The following is an 18,546-nucleotide window of genomic DNA, read 5'->3' on the forward strand; positions in this document are numbered from 1 at the left end:
CCCGGTGGACTCCAGGCCCAGCACGCTCGAAGGGGGCACTGCGCCGAGCAATTGGGCAATGCCAGAGGCGGTGTTGGCGAATCGGCGCACGCCGGGCTGTCCATGCACCGCGACGTCCAGATGGGCGCTGGCGACATCCACGCCGACAAACGCAGTAGCCGGATGAGTCTTCATTGCGCAAAATACGAGCGCCGGGATGTGCCTGCTGTCGGCGTGAGCTTGCAAGAATCGGGGATCGTTGCTGCACAGCGCATGCGACGTCGCCAGGTTCCTTATCGACGCTCGGCGCAGGGATGGGGTGATGACTCAGGGTGTCGGTCGGTAGGGTCTGAAGCTACCGCCGATGCCTGTCGATGTCCCTACATCCCGGCTCCTCGCCCTTTCTTACGGTTTGGTTGATGGAAACCAAACCATACAAGCCTGTCGAAGGGCAGAGCGGCGCGCGGCGCAAATGCCCGGCGGTGCTTGAGCCGCCTGCGTGCTGCCTATAGGGGCGGGCTGCGACAGGCTCAGCCCGAACGGGTTGGGATTGACTGGCCGGCATTAGCTCCAGCGCCCGAAGGGCCCAGAGCACCCGAAGACCCGACGACGCCGAAGACCCAACGGCGTCAAAGACCCAGGGTCCTAAAAACGGGAGGGCTCGCGCGCAGCGTCGAGGCGGAGGGTGCCGGTGTGCGTGCGGAGGTGCCATTCGCGGCGCCGTGCAGTGCGGCAAGCACGTCGGTGGAAAGCGAGCACCTGTGTCGCGCAACAAGCCGGTCAGCGCGAGCGTGCACCGGGAGCGCGCATGCCGGCGCCCTCTGCCGGGTTACCGCCCCGACGACCTGCGAACCCAGGCCTTCAGAGCGCCCCTACGACTGGCAACAGTACACCCTGACTGCCCCACCCACCCGACCGGCTCAAGACCCCCGCCGCGCCCCCTCCATCGGCGGCGCAATCTCCTCCAGCGTGCGCCGCTCCGCATCCACGCCCCAGCGCAGCGCCGCCAGCCCCGCCGCGATGACAAGTGCCGCACCGATGCCGTAACCGATGGCCACCGCCCCGCGGCTGCCCGTCTCGATCAACGCCCCGAAAAGCCAGGGCGCCACGAAGCCGCCCGCACCCGTGCCCAGCGCGTAGAACAGCGCAATCGCGATGGCCCGCATCTCCAGCGGAAACACCTCGCTCACCGTCAGGTAGGCCGAACTGGCCGCCGCCGAGGCCAGGAAGAACACCGCCGACCAGGCCAGCGCCTGCGTCAAGGCATCCAGCCAGCCCGCCATGAAGGCCACACCCGTCAGCGCCAGGCCCACGCCCGCGCCCGCATAGGTGAGGGCGATCATCCGCCGCCGGCCCACGCTGTCGAACAGCGGCCCCAGCAGCAGCGGCCCCAGCACATTGCCCAGCGCGAAGGGAAAGATGTACAGCGCCACCCGCGACGCATCCACGCCGTGGAAGCGCGTCAGCACCAGCGCATAGGTGAAGAAGATCGCGTTGTAGAAGAAGGCCTGCGACAGCATCAGCCCCAGCGCGACCGCGCTGCGCTGGCGGTAGTGCACCAGCAGCACGCGCGCCACCTCGCGTAGGCTGGGGCTGGGCCGGTGGCCCACCGGCGCATGGACGACCGGCGGCGGCAGCGGCCCGTGCTCCCGCGCCACCTGGGCCTCGATGTCGGCCAGGATCCGCTCGGCCTCCGCCGCCCGCCCGTGCGCGGCCAGCCAGCGCGGACTCTCGGGCACATGGCGGCGGATCAGCACGATGGCCAGGGCCAGCAACGCACCCAGCCCGAAGCCCACCCGCCAGCCCCACACCGGACCGAACACCCGCGGGTCGAGCACCACCAGCGCCAGCCCCGCGCCCAGCGCGGCGCCAAGCCAGAAGCTGCCGTTGATCGCCAGGTTGACCCGGCCCCGCACCCGCGCCGGCACCAGCTCGTCGATGGCGGAGTTGATCGCCGCATATTCGCCGCCGATGCCCAGGCCGGTGAAGAAGCGGCAGACCGCGAAGATCGCGAAGGTGGGCGAGAAGGCGGTGGCGAAGGTCGCGGCCGCGTACACGGCCAAGGTGAGCATGAACAGCTTCTTGCGGCCGAGCCGGTCGGTCATGCGGCCGAAGACCAGCGCACCGGTCACTGCCCCCGCCACGTAGAGCGAGCCGGCCAGGCCCACCTGCGCGGCCGTCAGGCCCAGGGTGTCGCCGCGCTCCAGCACGCCGCCGATGGAGCCGACCATCGTCACCTCCAGCCCGTCGAGCACCCAGGCGATGCCGAGCGCGATGACCACGCGCCAATGCCAGCGCGACCAGGGCAGTCGGTCCAGTCGTGCGGGGATGTCGGCGCCTGCAGGCGCCGACGGAGAGGAAGAAGTGGCAAGGGTCGTCATGGCGCTCCGATCTGCGGGCCACGCTAGCGCGGCCCGGGACGCGGAGGCGTCGGCCATGGCTGACAGGCGATGTGGCGAATGGACGTAGACGGACGCGGGCGCTGGGCCGCAGCGTCGCGGTGATGACCCAATCCCAAGACCCCTTCCAGGACGTCGCCACGCAAGGCGCGACGCCCGCCTCGTCGCCGCAGCGCGAGACGCCCCGCCAGGACAAGGCCTCGCCCGGCACGCATTACAAGGACGAGCCGGAAGTCACCCAGGAAGAGTCCGTGCCCCTCGACGGCAAGGACCCGGTGGGCGAGAAGATGATGGAAAAGCTGGGCGACGAACGTCGCCAGCAACAGGAGGATCGCCAATGAAGCGCGGGCACGACGCACTGGCAATGGGCGAGACGGTGCCCGTCATCGATCCGCCGCCGCCCACCCCGGTGCCGCCGTTGACCGAACCTTTCCCGCCCGGCACGGAACCCGCGCCGCCTGTGCCGCCGTCGCCCTCGCCGGAGCCGCTGCCCGCGCCGTTTCCTGCGTAGCCTGCGAGACGGGCCGGAAGCCCCACGCCCGGCCCTGCGCCACGACCGATGCCGGGCCCATGCCGGCAATGCGCCGATTCAGGTGGACCAGATGCGCGGCGGCGCCCCGTCCAGCCGCCACAGTTCGCGGCGCCAGTCGGTCCAGATGCCCCGCAGCAGCTGCATCGCCGGCTCGACCACCGGCGCGAGCACCCGCACGACGATCACCGAGGGCTGTGGGCTGGTGGCGCCGGCGGTCTCGCCCAGGGCGTGGCTGTCGATGCGGGTGCGGGCGATTTCCAGAAGGGCCTCGCGCCGTTCGCGAGGGATGGGCGTGCCGCTCACATGGAAGAGCGAGGCAATGCAGCGCCGACCGGCCAGGCCCAGCGCACCGTCGAGCAATGGGGCATCGCCGGCCTCGATGCGTCCCCGCTCCAGCCAGACACCGGGCACCTCCAGGTGCTGCTGCAGGCTGCCCGCCACGAAGGGCTGGCCTGCATGGGGCAGGCCGAGGGCCGTCACGTCCCAGCCGATGAATTCGCCGCCCGGTTCCACATCCATGCGCAGGCGGTTGTGGGCCTGGCAGCCGCTGTAGCACAGGGCTTCCAGCGGCAGCCATTCCAGCCGCGCCCCGGCCTGCACCTGCAGGTGCGTCTGCTGCACCGCGGGTTCGCCTTCGCTGCGGTAGAAGCGGGATGCGCCCGGCGTGGTGACCAGGCCGTGGCTGCCGGCAGCGGCCGTCGCGTGGATGTCGAGCGTGTCGCCACCCACCAGGCCGCCGGGTGGGTGCACCAGCACGTTGTGGCAGATGGTGTCGCCTTCGGGGTAGAGGCTCTGCAGGATGCGCAGCGGACCGTCATGGCGGAAACGCGCCACGCTGCGGCCGTCGCGCGCGGCATAGTCGATGGAGAGTCGGGCGTGCCAGGGCATCGGGGGAGTCTAAGCAGGCGGAAAGTGCGGTCTCGGCGGCGCAGGCTGCAGAGACGGCCTGCCGCCGACCGTTGCGGGGCGGCATCGCCGTGCGGCGGCCGGAGGCGCGTCCGGAATGAAGCCGCGCAGACTACGCGGCCTTCCAGGCCCCGAAGTGCGCCGCACCGGCCTCGTCGATCAGGGCGGGGCCGAGGCAGTCGATGGCATGCGGCGAGGCGCGGAACACGTCGCGGCAGGAGAGCTCGGCATCGCGCTGGTCCGAGCGCTCGCCACGGAACTCGCGCAGCCGCTCGGCATCGATGCCGAACACCACGCGGCCGATGCCCGACCAGAAGATCGCCCCCGCGCACATCACGCACGGCTCGGCCGAGGAATAGATCGTGGCCTTGGCCAGCACCTCGCGGCCGAGGCCCAGGCCGGCGAGCTTGCGGATGGCATTGGCCTCGGCATGGCCGGTCACGTCGCCGGTCTCGCCGCTGTTGCAGTAATCCTCGGTCAGCACGCGGTTGTCCTCGGACACGATGACGGCGCCGAAAGGGCGGTTGCCGCGGCGGCGGCCGGCATGCGACCAGCCGATGGCCTTGCGCAGGTAGCGGCCGTCGCGTTCGTCGAGCGCGACTTCCGGGGGAAGCAGGGTGGAGAAAGACATGGAGCGGGCGGCGGGCAGGTGCCGCGGAACGAAGGGGGAAGAGGCAGAACGGCCGGGCGTCGCAGACTGCAGGAGGCATGCCAGCCGCGCCGGAAGGCGCGCGATGGGCACGGGACAGGGATTGAAATGCGCCAAGCCTGGCGAAGGTGGACGGCCTGCGATGAAGCCGGCAGGAAGGAAAGGAGGATCGGTGCGGGCTCGGGCGATCAGACGTCGAAGTCCAGCGAACGCTCCTGCCGGTGCAGCGGTGCCTCGGGTGGCAGCGTCGACTGGCGAAGGGTGCGCAGGCCCAGCTCGGTGATGCCGAAGACGACCGCCTCGCGGGCGGAGCCCGGCCCGAAAGGCCCCACGGCCGGCACGCTGGCGGTGATCAGTTGGGCAGCCTTCAGCAGCAGCACGTGGTCCACCTCGGCCGTCTGTCGGACGGCCAGCGGAAAGCGTTCCTTCTCGATGCGAGCCAGGTATTCGAGGGACATCGCCACCTCCTGTGCGAACCGCCATTCTGTGACTTAATTCACAAACAAGTGTGACGCTGGATCAAGGCCTTGTGTCGACTGTGAGTACTTGTTTGCGACAGCGGCACGGGCCGGCGCGGGTAGCCCGGCGCGCCACCGCATCAGGCCGCGGCGGCGATGCCGTAGGTGCGCCGGTACATCTCCACCAGGTGTTCGCCGGCCGTGCACGGCGCGAAGCGGGGCGTCTCGCCCGCTGCGACGGTGCCGGGCACGGCCTCGATGCGGGCCAGGTAGTCCGGCTCGTAGAAGAAGGGGATGGAATAGCGCGGCGCGCCGCCCGAATGCAGGTTGCGCACGCGGTGCGGGTTGGAGTGGTACAGGCCGTTGGTCCAGCGCGGAATCATGTCGCCCAGGTTGACCACGAAGCAGCCTGCGATGGGCGTGGCGGGCAGCCAGTCGCCACCGGGCATCTGCACCTCCAGGCCGCCGTGGCCGTCCTGCGCCAGGATGGTGATGGCGCCCCAGTCGGTGTGCGCCCCGGCGCCGAACGTGCGCGCGTCGGCGCCTTCGGGGTGGGCGGGGTAGCGGATCATGCGCAGCGTGACCATGGGGCTGTCGCTGGTGGCGTCGAACCAGGTCTCGGGCAGGTCGAGCGAGAGGGCCATCAGCTGCATCAGCCGGCGCGACAGGGCCAGCATGGCCTGGATGTACGCCTCGCACTGCGCGGGCGCCTCGGGCACTTCGGCCGGCCACTGGTTGTGGCCGTAGGTCTGGTAGCCGGCGAGCACATAGGGATGGTCGGCCGGGTAGGCCATGCCGCAGTAGAAGCTTTCCTTGAGGTCGGGGCGGGCGGCGGCGTCGAGGGTCTGTGCACCCATCAGCTCGTAGCCGCGCATCGCGGGCGACTTGTGCATCTCCAGCGCCTCGCGCGTGGCCATCGGCACGTCGAGCAGCCGGCGGGCCAGCTCGAACTGGGCCTGCACCTGCGCGGCCGGCACGCCATGGTGGCGCACGTAGAAGAAGCCCGAGGCCATGGCGGCGGCGCGCATCTGCGCGGCCACCTCGGCGCTGCGCGGCCCGCCCAGGGCGAGCGCGCCGCCCAGGTCGATGACGGGGATGGTCATGGCGGCCTCGTACCTTGTCAGGCCTTGAGCTTGCGCTCGGCAGCCGTGGGCAGGAAGCGGTCGGTCCAGATGTCGCCCACGGTGGGCGAGCTCTTCAGGCCGAAGGCGGCGACGGTCTCGTCGATGGTGGCCTGCAGGCGGTCGGGCGTGGCGGCGCCCCAGCCGAGGGCCATCGTGCCCGGTGTCTTCATGCTGCCGTCGACGATCAGCTGCAGGCGCTCGTGCTCGATGGCCTCGTTGGCCAGCGGTTCGCGGGCCTTGATGGCGGCGGCGCCCGCCTTCGTGTCCGCCATGGCCTCGATCCAGCCGCGTGTGGTGGCCTTGACGAAGGCCTTCATGGCCTCGGCGTTCTCCATGCTCTTCGCATTGGCGACCAGACCGTTGCCGTACGACTTCATGCCGTAGTCCGAGAAGCGGAACGCCGTGATCTGCTCCGGGCCCATGCCGCGCAGCTTGAGGTTGAGCAGACCGGTGAAGTAGAAGTAGCCCGCGCCGTCGAAGTCGCCCTTGACGAAGCGGGTGTCGCCGATGTCGGGCGCCACGTTCTCCCACTTGACGCTGGCCGGGTCGAAGCCCTGGGCCTTGGCGAAGACGGGAAACAGCTTGCGCGAGGCATTGAAGGGCTGACCCAGCAGCGTCTTGCCCGCCAGGTCGGTGGGCTTCTTGATGGGGCCGTCCTTGCGCACCAGGATGGCGTTGGGGTTCAGGTCGTACTGGATGGCCACGGCCTTGAGGCCCGCCGTGGGGTTGTTGACGTCGAACTCGACCATGGTGGCCAGATCGGCCGAGGCGCAGTCGTAGGCGCCGCTGCCCACCAGGCTGATGGCGGCGGCCGAGCCGTTGCCGGTGTCGATGGCCACGTCGAGCCCGGCGTCCTTGTAGTAGCCGCGCTGCTGCGCCAGCAGGAAGCCGGCGGCCGTGGCCTCGACCTTCCAGCCCAGGTTGAACTTGAACTTCTGCAGGGAGCCCTGGGCACGCACGAAGGGCGTGGCGGCAAGCAGGGTGGCGGCGCCCGAGGCGGCCAGGAGGGAGCGGCGGTGCAGCATGGTGCGGTCTTCGAACAAATGCGTTGGAAAGCCCCGCGGGCGGTGGGCCGGGCGCGGGGATGCCAGAGCAATTTCCGGGCGGCTCCGGGTGGGGCCGCTGAACGCTTCTACTCCTGCAAGGGTTTCAGCACGATCCATGCCGCGCGCGTTGCAATGCCTGCGCGCCCGCGCGGCCTGGGCTCGTGCACCACCAGCGCTCGCGTGTGGTGCGGCCATGGCGGCGCGCGCACCGCCCTGGTTGGTCACGCCCCGGCTTGGCGCAAGAGACCCTTGGTCGATCTCGGAAAGCGCACAAAACGCTTGCTGCGTCCCGGGGTGCGCCGCCCATAATCGCGGCCCAGAGAGTAGAAGCGTTCAGCAACGCCCGCCTGCCGCCCCGGCAGGTGTCAGCGGCCCGGGAATTGCTCTTGACGTCCTGCCCACGTGCACCGTGGCGCGGCGCGATCAGGATGCAGCAGCAGCCCCGAAGCCCGCCCTCCATGGTCTCCGACGGACGGACAACTTCCTTCCACCCCACTCACCGGAGAGCCCCACCATGACCGCCATCGCCACCACCGCCCCCGACTTCGCCCTTGCCGAGCTTGAAAAGGAATCGCGCATGGGCGCGATGGGTTCGGAGACCACCACCCGCGAGGTGCGCCGCATCAGCCTGGCCGACTTCGACACCCGCCGCGCCGAGATCGCCGACCAACTGTGGGATGCCGCGGTCGACGTCGGCTTCTTCCAGCTGGTGGACCACGGCATCGACCTGGCCGACATCCGCGCCGCCTTCGCAGAGGCCGAGCGCTTCTTCGCGCTGCCCGATGCGGTGAAGGCCCAGTACCCGCTGGCCAACAACGCCGGCTGGGAGAGCAAGGCGCAGGTGCGGCCCTCCACCGGCACCGCCGACCAGAAGGAGAGCTACCAGATCACGCTGCCGCTGATGGGCCCGCTCTTTCCCACCGAGGCGGAACTGCCCGGCTTCAAGGCCGCCATGCTGGCCTTCGAGCAGAAGAGCTGGGAGATCGGCATGAAGGTGCTGTCCTGCTTTGCGCTCAAGCTGGGCTTCGACACCGAGTTCTTCACCCGCGCGCACGACAAGTCCAGCGCCGAGTACCAGAGCACGCTGCGTCTGCTGCACTACTACGCCATCCCGCCCGAGGCGCAGGCGTATCTCGACCTGTGGCGCGCCGGCGCGCACACCGATTTCGACTGCCTCACGATCCTCTACCAGCGCCAGGGGCAGGGCGGCCTGCAGGTGTGCCCGGGCAAGGAATTCGAGAAGCAGGAATGGACGTCCATCCCGCCCGACGAGGACGTCATCACCTGCAACATCGGCGACATGCTCATGCGCTGGAGCGACGACCAGCTGCCCAGCAACTTCCACCGCGTGCGCAACCCGCTGCCGGGCGAGTACATGGGCCCGCGCTACAGCATCGCCTTCTTCTGCCAGGCCAACCGCGACGCGCTGATCGAATCGCCCTCGGGCAAGTACCCGTCCATCACGGCGGGCGACTACCTCAAGCAGCGGATTGCGGCGAATTTCGGCAGGAAGTACTGAGCCTCGCCACGCAGGAGGCGGGCCCGACCCTGCTCAGACGAGCACGTAGTCCGGATACTGCCGGCAGATCTCGTCCACCGCGCTGAGCGTGCCCGACAGGTGGGTGCGCAGCGCCTGCTGCGCGGCGGCCGGATCGCCGGCCTCGATGGCGCGCACGATGGCGCGGTGGTCGCGCAGGATCGACTCGGTCTTGCCGGCCGTCGGCAGGTGCAGCCGCCGCAGCCGGTCCACATGGCCCGAGGCCTTGTTGACGAGTGCCCACAGGCCGGGCACTTCGGCGGCCTCGTACATCAGGCGGTGGAAGTCGCGGTCGGCCTCCACGAAGTCGCCATAACGCTGGGCCTTGGCCAGCGCCGACTGCTGGGTCACCGTGGCCTTCAGCCGCGCCAGCAGCTCGGGCGGCGCGCTCGTCGCCAGCTGGTGGACCAGCTCCAGCTCCAGCGAGCGGCGCAGAAAGTGGGACTGTCGTGCCGCCGCGATGTCGATGCGGCTGACCAGCGTGGCGTGCTGCGGAAACACATCCACCAGCCCTTCCTCGGCCAAGCGCAGCAGGGCCTCGCGCACGGGCGTCTGGCTGACGCCGAAATGATCAGCCAGCTCCTGGCGCGCGAGCACTGAGCCGGGGGGGAGGTCGAGCGCAAGGATCGCGTCGCGCAGCGTTTCGAGCACCTGCGGCGCGGCAAGGCGCGTGCGGTCGAGTCGGGTCTTGGACAGGGGGGCCATCAGCGCCCCGATTCTGGCATTTGACGCACTAATATATTAGTGTTTCAATGCGCCTCGACCGCCGGACAGACGACCACCGGCGGCGCCGGAGACACGCTTTCATGACCCGACGCACCCCCGAGAGCCTGCGCAGCGCGCGCTGGTTCGCCCCCGACGACTTCCGATCCTTCGGCCACCGCTCGCGCGTGCTGCAGATGGGTTACGGCTACGAGGACTGGATGGGCAAGCCCGTCATCGCCATCGTCAACACCTGGAGCGATGCCAACCAGTGCCACAGCCACTTCAAGCAGCGGGTGGAGGACGTCAAGCGCGGCATCCTGCAGGCCGGCGGCTGGTCGCTGGAGCTGCCGGCCATCTCGCTGTCGGAGAGCATGGTCAAGCCCACCTCCATGCTCTACCGCAACTTCCTGGCGATGGAGACGGAGGAGCTGCTGCGCAGCCATCCGGTGGACGGTGCCGTGCTCATGGGCGGCTGCGACAAGACCACGCCCGGCCTGGTGATGGGCGCCACCAGCATGGGCCTGCCCTTCATCTACCTGCCCGCCGGCCCCATGCTGCGCGGCAACTGGAAGGGCCGCGTGCTGGGGTCGGGCTCCGACGCCTTCAAGTACTGGGACGAGCGGCGCGCCGGCCGACTGGACGAGACCGCCTGGCGCGAGATGGAGGCCGGCATCGCCCGCAGCCACGGTACCTGCATGACCATGGGCACGGCCGCCACCATGATGGGCATCGCCGAGGCCGTGGGCCTGACGCTGCCGGGCGCCAGCAGCATTCCTGCCGCCGATGCCAACCACATCCGCATGAGTGCCGACTGCGGCCGCCGCATCGTCGAGATGGTGTGGGAAGACCTCACGCCCGCGCGGCTGCTCAGCCGCGCCAGCTTCGAGAACGGCATCGCCTGCGCCATGGCGATGGGCTGCTCGACCAACGCCATCATCCATCTGATCGCGATGTCGCGCCGCGCCGGCCATCCGGTCAGCCTGGAGGACTTCGACGCCGCCAGCCGCCGCGTGCCCGTGATCGCCAACATCCGGCCCACTGGCGACGCCTACCTGATGGAGGACTTCTATTACGCCGGTGGCCTGCGCGCCCTGCTGGAGGCGATCCGCGGCCACCTGCACACCGAGGCGCTCACCGTCAACGGCTGCACGCTGGGCCAGAACATCGCCGGTGCAGAGGTGCACCACGCGGACGTGATCCGGCCGCTGGACAACCCCATCTATGCCGAGGGCGCGCTGGCCGTGCTGCGCGGCAACCTGGCGCCCGACGGCGTGGTCATCAAGCCCAGCGCCTGCGCGCCGCACCTGCTGCAGCACACCGGTCGTGCGCTGGTGTTCGACGACTATCCCTCGCTCAAGAAAGCCGTGGATGACCCGGCGCTCGACGTCACGGGCGAGGACATCCTGGTGCTGCGCAATGCCGGGCCGCGCGGCGCCGGCATGCCGGAGTGGGGCATGTTGCCCATCCCCACCAAGCTGCTGCGCCAGGGCGTGAGCGACATGCTGCGGCTGTCGGACGCGCGCATGAGCGGCACCAGCTACGGCGGCTGCCTGCTGCACTGCTCGCCCGAGGCGGCCGTCGGCGGCCCGCTGGCGCTGGTGCAGACGGGCGACCGCATCAGCGTGGACGTGCCGACGCGGCGCATCCACCTGCATGTGGACGACGAGGAGCTCGCCCGCCGCCGCGCCGCCTGGAACCCCCCGCCGGCGCGCTACGAGCGCGGCTACGGCTGGATGTTCGGCCGCCACATCAAGCAGGCCCACGAGGGCTGCGACTTCGACTTCCTCGAAACCAGCTTCGGCCGGCCGGTGCCGGAGCCGGACATCTTCTGACGCTGGCCGGGCGCGGATTGCAGCGCGCCCGTGCCTCCCGCACCGACTTTCTCTTCTTCCGACAGGAGCCCTTCGTGAAAGACCAGACCCGCGCGCTGCTGATGAAGGTCAGCACCGCCACGCTGTGCACCGCGCTGTTCAAGCGCGGATTGCGCCACCAGATGATCCAGGACGTGCGTCCGCTGAACCCCGGCCTGCCCAACATGGTGGGCGAGGCCTTCACGCTGCGCTACATGCCGGCGCGCGAGGACCGCAACCGCATCGACGTCTTCCTCGACCGCAACCATCCGCAGCGCCAGGCGGTGGAGCAGTGCCCGCCCGGCGCCGTGCTGGTGATCGACAGCCGCAAGGACGCGCGGGCGGCCTCGGCCGGCGGCATCCTGGTTGCGCGGCTGATGAAGCGCGGCGTGGCCGGCGTGGTCACAGACGGCGGCTTTCGCGACAGCCCCGACATCGCGCGTTACGACATGCCGGCCTACCACCTGCGGCCCAGCGCCCCGACCAACCTGACGCTGCACGAGGCCATCGAGATCAACGGCCCCATCGGCTGCGGCGATGCCCCGGTGTTTCCCGGCGACGTGGTGGTGGGCGATGCCGAAGGCGTGATCGTCATCCCCGCCCACCTGGCCGACGAGGTCGCGGCCGAGGCCACGGAGATGACGGCCTTCGAGGACTTCGTGCAGGAGAAGGTGATGGAGGGCCGATCCATCCTCGGCCTCTATCCGCCCACCGAAGAGCAAAGCCGCAGCGACTTCGCCGCCTGGCGCGCCGAGCGCGGCCGCTGAGCCCGCAGGCCGACCCCTCGAACAACAACGGAGACGACACCATGACCATCAACCGCCGCCAGGCCCTGCAGGCCGGCATTGCCCTGACCCTGCCCGGGCTGGCCCAGGCCCAGGCCGAGTGGCCCACCGCCAAGCCCATCACCTACGTGGTGCCCTTCACGCCGGGCGGCTCCACGGACATCGTTGGCCGCACCCTGGCCCAGAAGCTGGGCGAAAGCCTCAAGCAATCGGTGGTGGTGGACAACCGCCCCGGCCAGGCCGGCGGCATCGGTGCCGCATACGTGGCCAAGGCCGCGCCCGACGGTTACACCCTCTTCGGCGGCACCATCAGCACGCACGCCATCAACGCCAGTCTGTACCGCAAGCTGCCGTATGACCCGGTGAAGGACTTCGAACCCGTCTGCCTTGCCGCCCGCCTGCCGAACGTACTGATCGTCAACACGCAGTTGGGCGTCAACTCTGTGGCAGAGCTGGTGACGCTGCTCAAGAAGGACCCGTCCAAGCGCAACTTCGCATCGTCGGGCGCGGGCACGTCCACGCACCTGGCCGGTGAAATGTTCGCCGACGCCATCGGCGTCAAGCTCACCCACGTGCCCTACAAAGGCACGCCGCCGGCCATGACCGACGTGGCGGCGGGCCTCGTGCCCTTCATGTTCGACCAGGTGACGGCGGCGCTGCCGCTGGTGCAGAGCGGCAAGCTCAAGCTGCTGGCCGTGACCGCGGGCAAGCGCATCGCACTGCAGCCGCAGCTGCCCACCATGATCGAGGCCGGGCTGCCCGGCTTCGAGATGTCGTCCTGGCAGGCCGTGTATGCGCCCAAGGGCACGCCGAAGCCCATCGTGCAGCGCCTCAATGCCGAGATCGTCAAGGCACTGCGCCAGCCCGACGTCAAGGACAAGCTCGAAGGCCAGCTCGCGATGGAGATCGTGGCGAGTTCGCCGGAAGAACTGCGCGACTTCATGGCGCAGGAGATCCCGCGTTGGGCCGAGCTGGTGAAGAAATCCGGCGCCACGGCCGACTGAGGAGCGCGCATCATGCAACGCAGACACCTGCTTGGCGCCCTGAGCGCCAGCGCCGCCGCCTGGGCCTTGCCGGCCGCGGCGCAGACCGCCTTTCCCAGCCGCTCGCTGACCATCGTGGTGCCCGCCTCGCCGGGCGGTGCCATCGACCTCGCCGCTCGCCTGATCGGCCAGAAGCTCAGCGAGGCCTGGAATCAACCGGTGGTGGTCGACAACCGTGCCGGTGCCACCGGCATCATCGGCACGGACTTCGTGGCCAAGAGCCCGCCCGATGACCACACGCTGGCGCTGGTGGCCAGCAGCCATGCCATCAATCCGAGCATGGTGCGCAAGCTGCCCTTCGACACGCTGCGCAGCTTCGAGCCCGTGGTGCTGACCCATGTGGTACCGCTGGTGCTGGTGGTGGCGCCCAGCCTGCCGGTGCGCAGCGTGCAGGAGCTGATCGCCTTTGCCAAGGCGCGGCCGGGCCAGCTGGCCTTCGCCTCCAGCGGCTCGGGTGGTGCGCCGCATTTCTCCGGCGAGCTGTTCAAGAGCATGGCGGGACTGGACCTCACGCACATTCCCTACAAGGGCAGCACGCTGGCGCATCCGGACCTGATGAGCGGGCGTGTGGCGCTGATGTTCGACACGCTGGCGGCGGTCAACGCGCAGGTGAAGGCCGGCAAGCTGCGCGCCCTGGCCGTGACCACGCCGCGGCGCGTGGCCATGCTGCCCGACGTGCCCACCATGGCCGAGGCGGGCCTGCCCGGCTACGAGACCAGCACCTGGGGCGGGCTGCTGGCACCGGCCGGCACGCCGGCGTCGGCCATTGGCCGCATCAATACCGAGGTCAACCGCATCCTGGCGCTGCCCGAGGTGCGCCAGCATTTCCAGAACGCCGGCATGGAGCCCGGCGGCAGCACGCCGCAGCAGTTCGGCGCCTTCATCGCCAGCGAGATGGCCAAGTGGGCGCAGGTGGCCCGCCAGGCCGGCATCCAGCCCGAGTGAGCACCGGCACGGCCCCTTTCGAACATCGCCCACGTGCGACCGTCCGTGCAATGCCCGACAGAACCATGACCCTCGACACCCGACCCCGCATCCTCCAGAACGGCCCGCTGCTGCCGCAACTCGAACAGGCGTTGGCCGCCACCTATCGCCTCACCCTTCTGCAGGCGCAGCCGGACCCCGCGGCCTTCCTGGCGGCGGAGGGCGCGCAGTTCGACGGCATCGCCTGCACGGCGCGCATCGGTGCGCCGCGCGCGCTGATCGATGCGCTGCCCTCGTTGCGCGTCATCTCCAACTTTGGCGTGGGCTTTGAGACCATCGATGTCGAGCGCGCCCGGGAGCGAGGCATTGCCGTGGGCTACACGCCCGACGTGCTCAATGACTGCGTGGCCGACACCGCCTTCGGCCTGGTGATGGACGTGGCGCGCCGCTTCAGTGCAGCCGACCGCTTCACCCGCCGGGGGGACTGGCTGCGGGGACAGTTCCCGCTCAGCCACCGTGTGAGCGGCAAGAGCCTGGGCATCGTCGGGCTGGGCCGCATCGGCCGCGTCATTGCCCGGCGTGCCAGCGGTTTCGACATGGCGGTGCGCTACCACAACCGCCGGCCCGTGGACGACGTGCCCTACGGCTACGAGCCCACGCTCGAGGGCCTCGCGCGCTGGGCCGACTTCCTGGTGGTGGCCAGCGCCGGTGGGCCGGCCACGCGCGGGCTGATCTCGGCCGCGGTGCTCGACGCGCTGGGGCCGCAGGGCTTCCTCGTCAATGTGTCGCGCGGCACCGTGGTCGACCAGGCGGCGCTGGTGCAGGCGCTGCAGCAGGGCCGCATCGCGGGCGCCGGGCTGGACGTCTTCGAGCAGGAGCCACAGGTGCCCGAGGCCCTGTTCGCGATGGACAACGTGGTGTTGCTGCCCCACGTGGCCAGCAACACGCACGAGACCCGGCAGGCCATGGCGGACCTCGTGATGGACAACCTGGCCAGCTATTTCGCGACCGGCCGGGTCCGCGTGCCGGTGCCGGGCTCGGCCTGAGGCGCGAGCGCCCTTCGACGATTTCACCGACCAACGAGGAGCAGATCCCATGGAGACAAGACCCTTCCTTCGGCGCCGCGGTGCCCTTCTGGCACTGAGCGCGCTGGCCGGCCTGGCACCGCTGGGCACGCTGGCGCAGTCCGCCTATCCCGTGCGGCCGATCACGCTGATCGTGCCCTTCTCGCCGGGCGGCGGCACCGACATCGCGGCGCGCCTGCTGGCCACGCGCCTCAGTGCCAAGCTGGGCCAGTCGGTGGTGGTGGAGAACCGCGCCGGCGCTGGCGGCCTGGTGGGTGCCGACCTCGTCGCCAAGGCCAAGCCCGACGGTTACACGCTCTTCTTCGGCAACGTGGGCACGCAGTCCATCAATCCCTGGCTCTACAAGATGCCCTACGACCCGGACAAGGCCTTCGCGCCGGTGTCGCTGTTCGCCGAGCTGCCCTTCGCGTTTGTGGTCAACACCGCGCTGCCGGCGCGCACGCCCAAGGAGCTGGTCGCACTGGCCAAGGCCTCGCCTGGCAAGTACACCTTCGCCAGCTCAGGCAACGGCGGATCGCCGCACCTCACCGGCGAGATCTTCCAGCAGGCCACGGGCATCGAGCTGCGCCATGTGCCGTACAAAGGCGGCGGGCCCGCCATGGCCGACCTGATCGCCGGCCATGTGGACATGCTCTTCGCCTCGGTGCTGGAGACCTCCGGCTACGTCAAGGCCGGCAAGCTGCGCGCGCTCGCCGTGACCAGCGCTCAGCGCTCTCCCGCCATGCCCGATGTGCCCACGCTGGCCGAGTTGGGTGTGCCCAATGCGGAGTCGGGCTCATGGACGGCGGTGATGGCGCCGGCCGGCACGCCGCCCGCCATCGTCGAGCGGCTGTCGACTGCGGTGCAGGAGGTGGCTCGCATGCCCGAGGTCAAGGAGGCGCTGGTGGCCCAGGGTGCCACACCGCGGGGCACCACCGCGGCCGAGCTGCAGCAGGTGATCGATGCCGACAAGGTGCGCTATGGACAGGTGATCAAGACGCGGGGCGTGCGCATCGACTGATGAAGTTGCCTGGCCCGGCGCCGCGCCTGTCCTTGCGCTGGATGCCGCGCAGTCGCTCAGGGCCGCCGGGCACTCACGGGCTGTTTCGACCAGTACACGCCGGCAAGCTGGTCCAGCCGCACGGTGCCGCCGGTCGACGGAGCATGCACGAAACGTCCGTCGCCCACGTAGATGCCGGCATGGCTGGGCCGGCCACCACCGAAGAGCACGAGGTCGCCGGTGCGCAGCGCGTCCACGCGCACCGGTTCACCGAACTCGTCGAGCTGCGCCACGGTGCGGGGCGGCACCAAGCCGGCGCGGGTGCGATAGACATAGCCGATGAGTCCGCTGCAGTCGAAGCCACCGTCGGGCGTGTTGCCGCCGTAGCGGTAGGGCGTGCCCACCAGGCCGAGGGCGTGGATCGCGATGTCGCTGGCCTGATCCGGCGTGAGGGGCGGGTAGCGGTAGCGGTCGGGCCGCGACGGTGCGCTGCCGCAGCCCGCCAGCAGCAGGCCCTGAAGCAGCATCGCTGAGAGGAAGAGTCGCTTGCCGGGCGTCACGGGCGCGATTCTGGCGCAGGCCGCCGCCCGCGCACGCACCGCCGACCCTGCTGCCATCAGCGCCATTGCAGCAGCAGCACCCAGGGTGCGGTGCTCATGTGCCGGTCGGTGCAGCCGCTGCAGCCGGGCTGGTAGCTGGCGTCCAGAAGACGGGCGCCCGGCGCAAAGGCCAGGCGCCGCCCGGTCACGCTGTCGAGCACGTTGCCGCCGACGGTGTCGAAGCCACCGTCGTCCATCTGCACGACCACATCGCAATGCATGGGTAGGCCGCTGCCGGCCGTGCGGCGGAGCTCCAGCGCCTGGCCCAGTTCGTCCAGCGTCACGAGGTCGCGGCTGCCGGCGCGGGCATGGCACACCAGGTCGCCCACGCGGGGCGTGGTGGTGCGCAGGTCGCAGGCCCGCATCGCGCCCGTGGAAGGGGCGCCGGCGCCTTCCTGCATGCGGGTATGCCACGCATCGGCCGCATAGTCGGCATGCGCCTCGGAGAAGAGGAACTCGCCAGGCCGCAGGCCGGCCTCGCGCCCGACCCAGCTGATGAAGGCCGCCGACCAGGGCGTGTCGATGACGGCGACGCGCGCCAGCGCCACGGCGATGGCGCGGCGCTCGTCGCTTTGCAGGCCCAGTCCCTGGCCGACGCCCAGGCCCTGGAGCAGGTCGGCGGATGCCATCTGAAGCGCCTGTTCCAGCAGTTCGCGTTGCGCGGGACGCGCGGCGCCGAAGCGCACGGCCGAGGGCCAACGGGCCTGCTCGGCGTCGTCGACGGCGGACCAGTAGCGCAACACGCGCTGCCAGGGTGCGGGTCGGGCGAAGACGCCGCTTTCTTCCGCCTCGGCGGCGCCGCTGCGGATCAGCCGACCTTCGGCGTCCAGCCGCGCGCCGCCCCAGGCGGCGTGCTCGGCCTGCGCGATGCGGGCCATGGCGAGCGCGCGCGGCGGCGAAGGCTGGTTGCTCGTGGCCGCGCAGCGTTCAGGCGAGGAAGGTGCCGCCGCCGGGTTGTCTGCGGCAGCGCAGCGCAGGCTGGCGATCAGCGCAAGGCACGCCGCGAGACAGGGCCGCAGCCAGGTGCGCAAACGGGGTCGCAGCGTGGCGAGAGCCGATGGAAACATGGCGAGGAGCATACGCTGCGCGGATTGCCGGCGATGTGCGGATCGGCGTCTGGCGGAACAGGGGCGTCGTCCTCTTGTATCTTTCGTCCAAGACGTCAGCCGACGCTTGACGGCGCGTTGTCCGTGTACACCGTGGCCCTGTTGTCGTTGGGCGGATTCCGCGGCGGCCCACGGCGCTTGGGCCGAGTCCTTCCTTTTTTCCTTCCTTCAAATCCAGGAGCCTCGAATGACCGTCACCGTTCGCCGCAACGGCAGCAGCGGCACTGCCCACACGCTGCACATCCGCGGCCATGCCATCACCGTCGACGCTTCGATCGCAGGCGGCGGCACCGACGCCGGCCCCGACCCGCACGACCTGTACGACGCCGCGCTGGCCGCCTGCAAGGCGCTCACGATGCTGCTGTACGCACAGCGGCGCGGCATCCCGGTCGAGGACATTCAGGTCGACGTCGACCGCGACGCCAGCCAGGAGCGGCAGGGCACCTACCGGCTGTCGGCCAGGCTGCAGGTCGGCGGCGCGCTCAGCGATGCCCAGCGCGACGAGCTGCTGCGCGTGGCCGGCAAGTGCCCGGTGCACAAGCTCATGACGGAGGTGAAGACCGAGATCGAGACAGACTGGGCCGACGGCACGGTTGCCTAGGGATGCTCTTCACGAATGCGCGCGCCGTGGGCATCTGCGGACTCGGGCGATCTGCGTCGTTGCAAATGCTCGCAATAGCCGGGCTATTGCTATTGCTGCGCTTTGCGCCTCGCAGCTCATCCCGATCCGCAGCGCCCACTTGCCGCTCGATTCGTGAAGAGCACCCCTGGGGCCGGCTCACGCTGCGCGAAGGGCCGCTTCCTTTGGGTGGCCCCGCGACTTGCGCAAGCCCTTTCGCG

General features: G+C 70.2%; 18 protein-coding genes. 9 read left to right on the forward strand and 9 right to left on the reverse strand.

The window, feature by feature from the left end:
- Window positions 1-899: 899 nt before the first annotated feature.
- Entirely contained in the window at window positions 900-2,360 is a 1,461-nt protein-coding gene (locus tag ACT54X_RS08720) for an MFS transporter (protein WP_294366796.1), read from the reverse strand.
- Between the two features lie 122 nt (window positions 2,361-2,482).
- Here ACT54X_RS08720 and ACT54X_RS08725 point away from each other — a divergent pair, with 122 nt between their 5' ends.
- Window positions 2,483-2,719 (forward strand): hypothetical protein, encoded by a 237-nt coding sequence (locus ACT54X_RS08725; RefSeq protein WP_476346100.1) that lies wholly within the window; start codon window positions 2,483-2,485, stop codon window positions 2,717-2,719.
- Between the two features lie 248 nt (window positions 2,720-2,967).
- Here ACT54X_RS08725 and ACT54X_RS08730 read toward each other — a convergent pair whose 3' ends face one another.
- The 5 genes from ACT54X_RS08730 to ACT54X_RS08750 all read right to left on the reverse strand — a co-directional run bounded on the left by ACT54X_RS08730 (window position 2,968) and on the right by ACT54X_RS08750 (window position 7,072).
- Window positions 2,968-3,798 carry an urease accessory protein UreD gene (locus ACT54X_RS08730; protein ID WP_476346102.1) on the reverse strand — a complete coding sequence of 277 codons (831 nt, stop codon included), beginning with the start codon at window positions 3,796-3,798 and terminating at the stop codon, window positions 2,968-2,970.
- A gap of 130 nt (window positions 3,799-3,928) precedes the next feature.
- A complete protein-coding gene (locus tag ACT54X_RS08735) occupies window positions 3,929-4,447 on the reverse strand; it encodes a nucleoside deaminase (RefSeq protein ID WP_294366802.1) in 519 nt (172 codons plus the stop codon).
- A 206-nt stretch (window positions 4,448-4,653) separates the two neighbouring features.
- Window positions 4,654-4,923: a hypothetical protein gene (locus ACT54X_RS08740; protein WP_294366804.1), complete on the reverse strand. Its 270-nt coding sequence runs from the start codon at window positions 4,921-4,923 to the stop codon at window positions 4,654-4,656.
- A gap of 140 nt (window positions 4,924-5,063) precedes the next feature.
- Complete coding sequence (locus ACT54X_RS08745) at window positions 5,064-6,026, reverse strand: isopenicillin N synthase family dioxygenase (RefSeq protein ID WP_294366806.1); 963 nt, start codon at window positions 6,024-6,026, stop codon at window positions 5,064-5,066.
- 17 nt (window positions 6,027-6,043) lie between these two features.
- Complete coding sequence (locus ACT54X_RS08750) at window positions 6,044-7,072, reverse strand: ABC transporter substrate-binding protein (protein ID WP_294366808.1); 1,029 nt, start codon at window positions 7,070-7,072, stop codon at window positions 6,044-6,046.
- A 535-nt stretch (window positions 7,073-7,607) separates the two neighbouring features.
- Here ACT54X_RS08750 and ACT54X_RS08755 point away from each other — a divergent pair.
- A complete protein-coding gene (locus ACT54X_RS08755) occupies window positions 7,608-8,612 on the forward strand; it encodes an isopenicillin N synthase family dioxygenase (RefSeq protein ID WP_476346103.1) in 1,005 nt (334 codons plus the stop codon).
- 33 nt (window positions 8,613-8,645) lie between these two features.
- On the opposite strand, the gene ACT54X_RS08760 is transcribed toward ACT54X_RS08755, so the two are convergent.
- Complete coding sequence (locus ACT54X_RS08760; protein WP_476346105.1) at window positions 8,646-9,335, reverse strand: GntR family transcriptional regulator; 690 nt, start codon at window positions 9,333-9,335, stop codon at window positions 8,646-8,648.
- 101 nt (window positions 9,336-9,436) lie between these two features.
- Between ACT54X_RS08760 and araD the strand changes: the two genes are divergently transcribed.
- From araD to ACT54X_RS08790, 6 genes are all read left to right on the forward strand, one after another.
- Window positions 9,437-11,167, forward strand: coding sequence for an L-arabinonate dehydratase (araD, locus tag ACT54X_RS08765; RefSeq protein ID WP_476346106.1), 1,731 nt, complete (start codon window positions 9,437-9,439; stop codon window positions 11,165-11,167).
- A 74-nt stretch (window positions 11,168-11,241) separates the two neighbouring features.
- Complete coding sequence (locus ACT54X_RS08770; protein WP_294366815.1) at window positions 11,242-11,952, forward strand: ribonuclease activity regulator RraA; 711 nt, start codon at window positions 11,242-11,244, stop codon at window positions 11,950-11,952.
- Between the two features lie 41 nt (window positions 11,953-11,993).
- Window positions 11,994-12,974 (forward strand): Bug family tripartite tricarboxylate transporter substrate binding protein, encoded by a 981-nt coding sequence (locus ACT54X_RS08775; protein ID WP_476346109.1) that lies wholly within the window; start codon window positions 11,994-11,996, stop codon window positions 12,972-12,974.
- Between the two features lie 12 nt (window positions 12,975-12,986).
- A complete protein-coding gene (locus ACT54X_RS08780; protein ID WP_294366819.1) occupies window positions 12,987-13,958 on the forward strand; it encodes a tripartite tricarboxylate transporter substrate binding protein in 972 nt (323 codons plus the stop codon).
- 65 nt (window positions 13,959-14,023) lie between these two features.
- Window positions 14,024-14,983: a 2-hydroxyacid dehydrogenase gene (locus ACT54X_RS08785; protein WP_294366821.1), complete on the forward strand. Its 960-nt coding sequence runs from the start codon at window positions 14,024-14,026 to the stop codon at window positions 14,981-14,983.
- 49 nt (window positions 14,984-15,032) lie between these two features.
- A complete protein-coding gene (locus tag ACT54X_RS08790; RefSeq protein ID WP_294366823.1) occupies window positions 15,033-16,022 on the forward strand; it encodes a Bug family tripartite tricarboxylate transporter substrate binding protein in 990 nt (329 codons plus the stop codon).
- A 56-nt stretch (window positions 16,023-16,078) separates the two neighbouring features.
- Here ACT54X_RS08790 and ACT54X_RS08795 read toward each other — a convergent pair whose 3' ends face one another.
- Both ACT54X_RS08795 and ACT54X_RS08800 read right to left on the reverse strand, forming a co-directional pair.
- Complete coding sequence (locus ACT54X_RS08795) at window positions 16,079-16,528, reverse strand: C40 family peptidase (RefSeq protein ID WP_294367611.1); 450 nt, start codon at window positions 16,526-16,528, stop codon at window positions 16,079-16,081.
- A gap of 89 nt (window positions 16,529-16,617) precedes the next feature.
- A complete protein-coding gene (locus tag ACT54X_RS08800; protein ID WP_476346111.1) occupies window positions 16,618-17,667 on the reverse strand; it encodes a DUF2272 domain-containing protein in 1,050 nt (349 codons plus the stop codon).
- A 226-nt stretch (window positions 17,668-17,893) separates the two neighbouring features.
- Here ACT54X_RS08800 and ACT54X_RS08805 point away from each other — a divergent pair, with 226 nt between their 5' ends.
- Window positions 17,894-18,307: an OsmC family protein gene (locus ACT54X_RS08805; protein ID WP_294366826.1), complete on the forward strand. Its 414-nt coding sequence runs from the start codon at window positions 17,894-17,896 to the stop codon at window positions 18,305-18,307.
- Window positions 18,308-18,546 lie beyond the last annotated feature (239 nt).

Source organism: Pseudacidovorax sp. DMC4 (genome assembly GCF_056314265.1).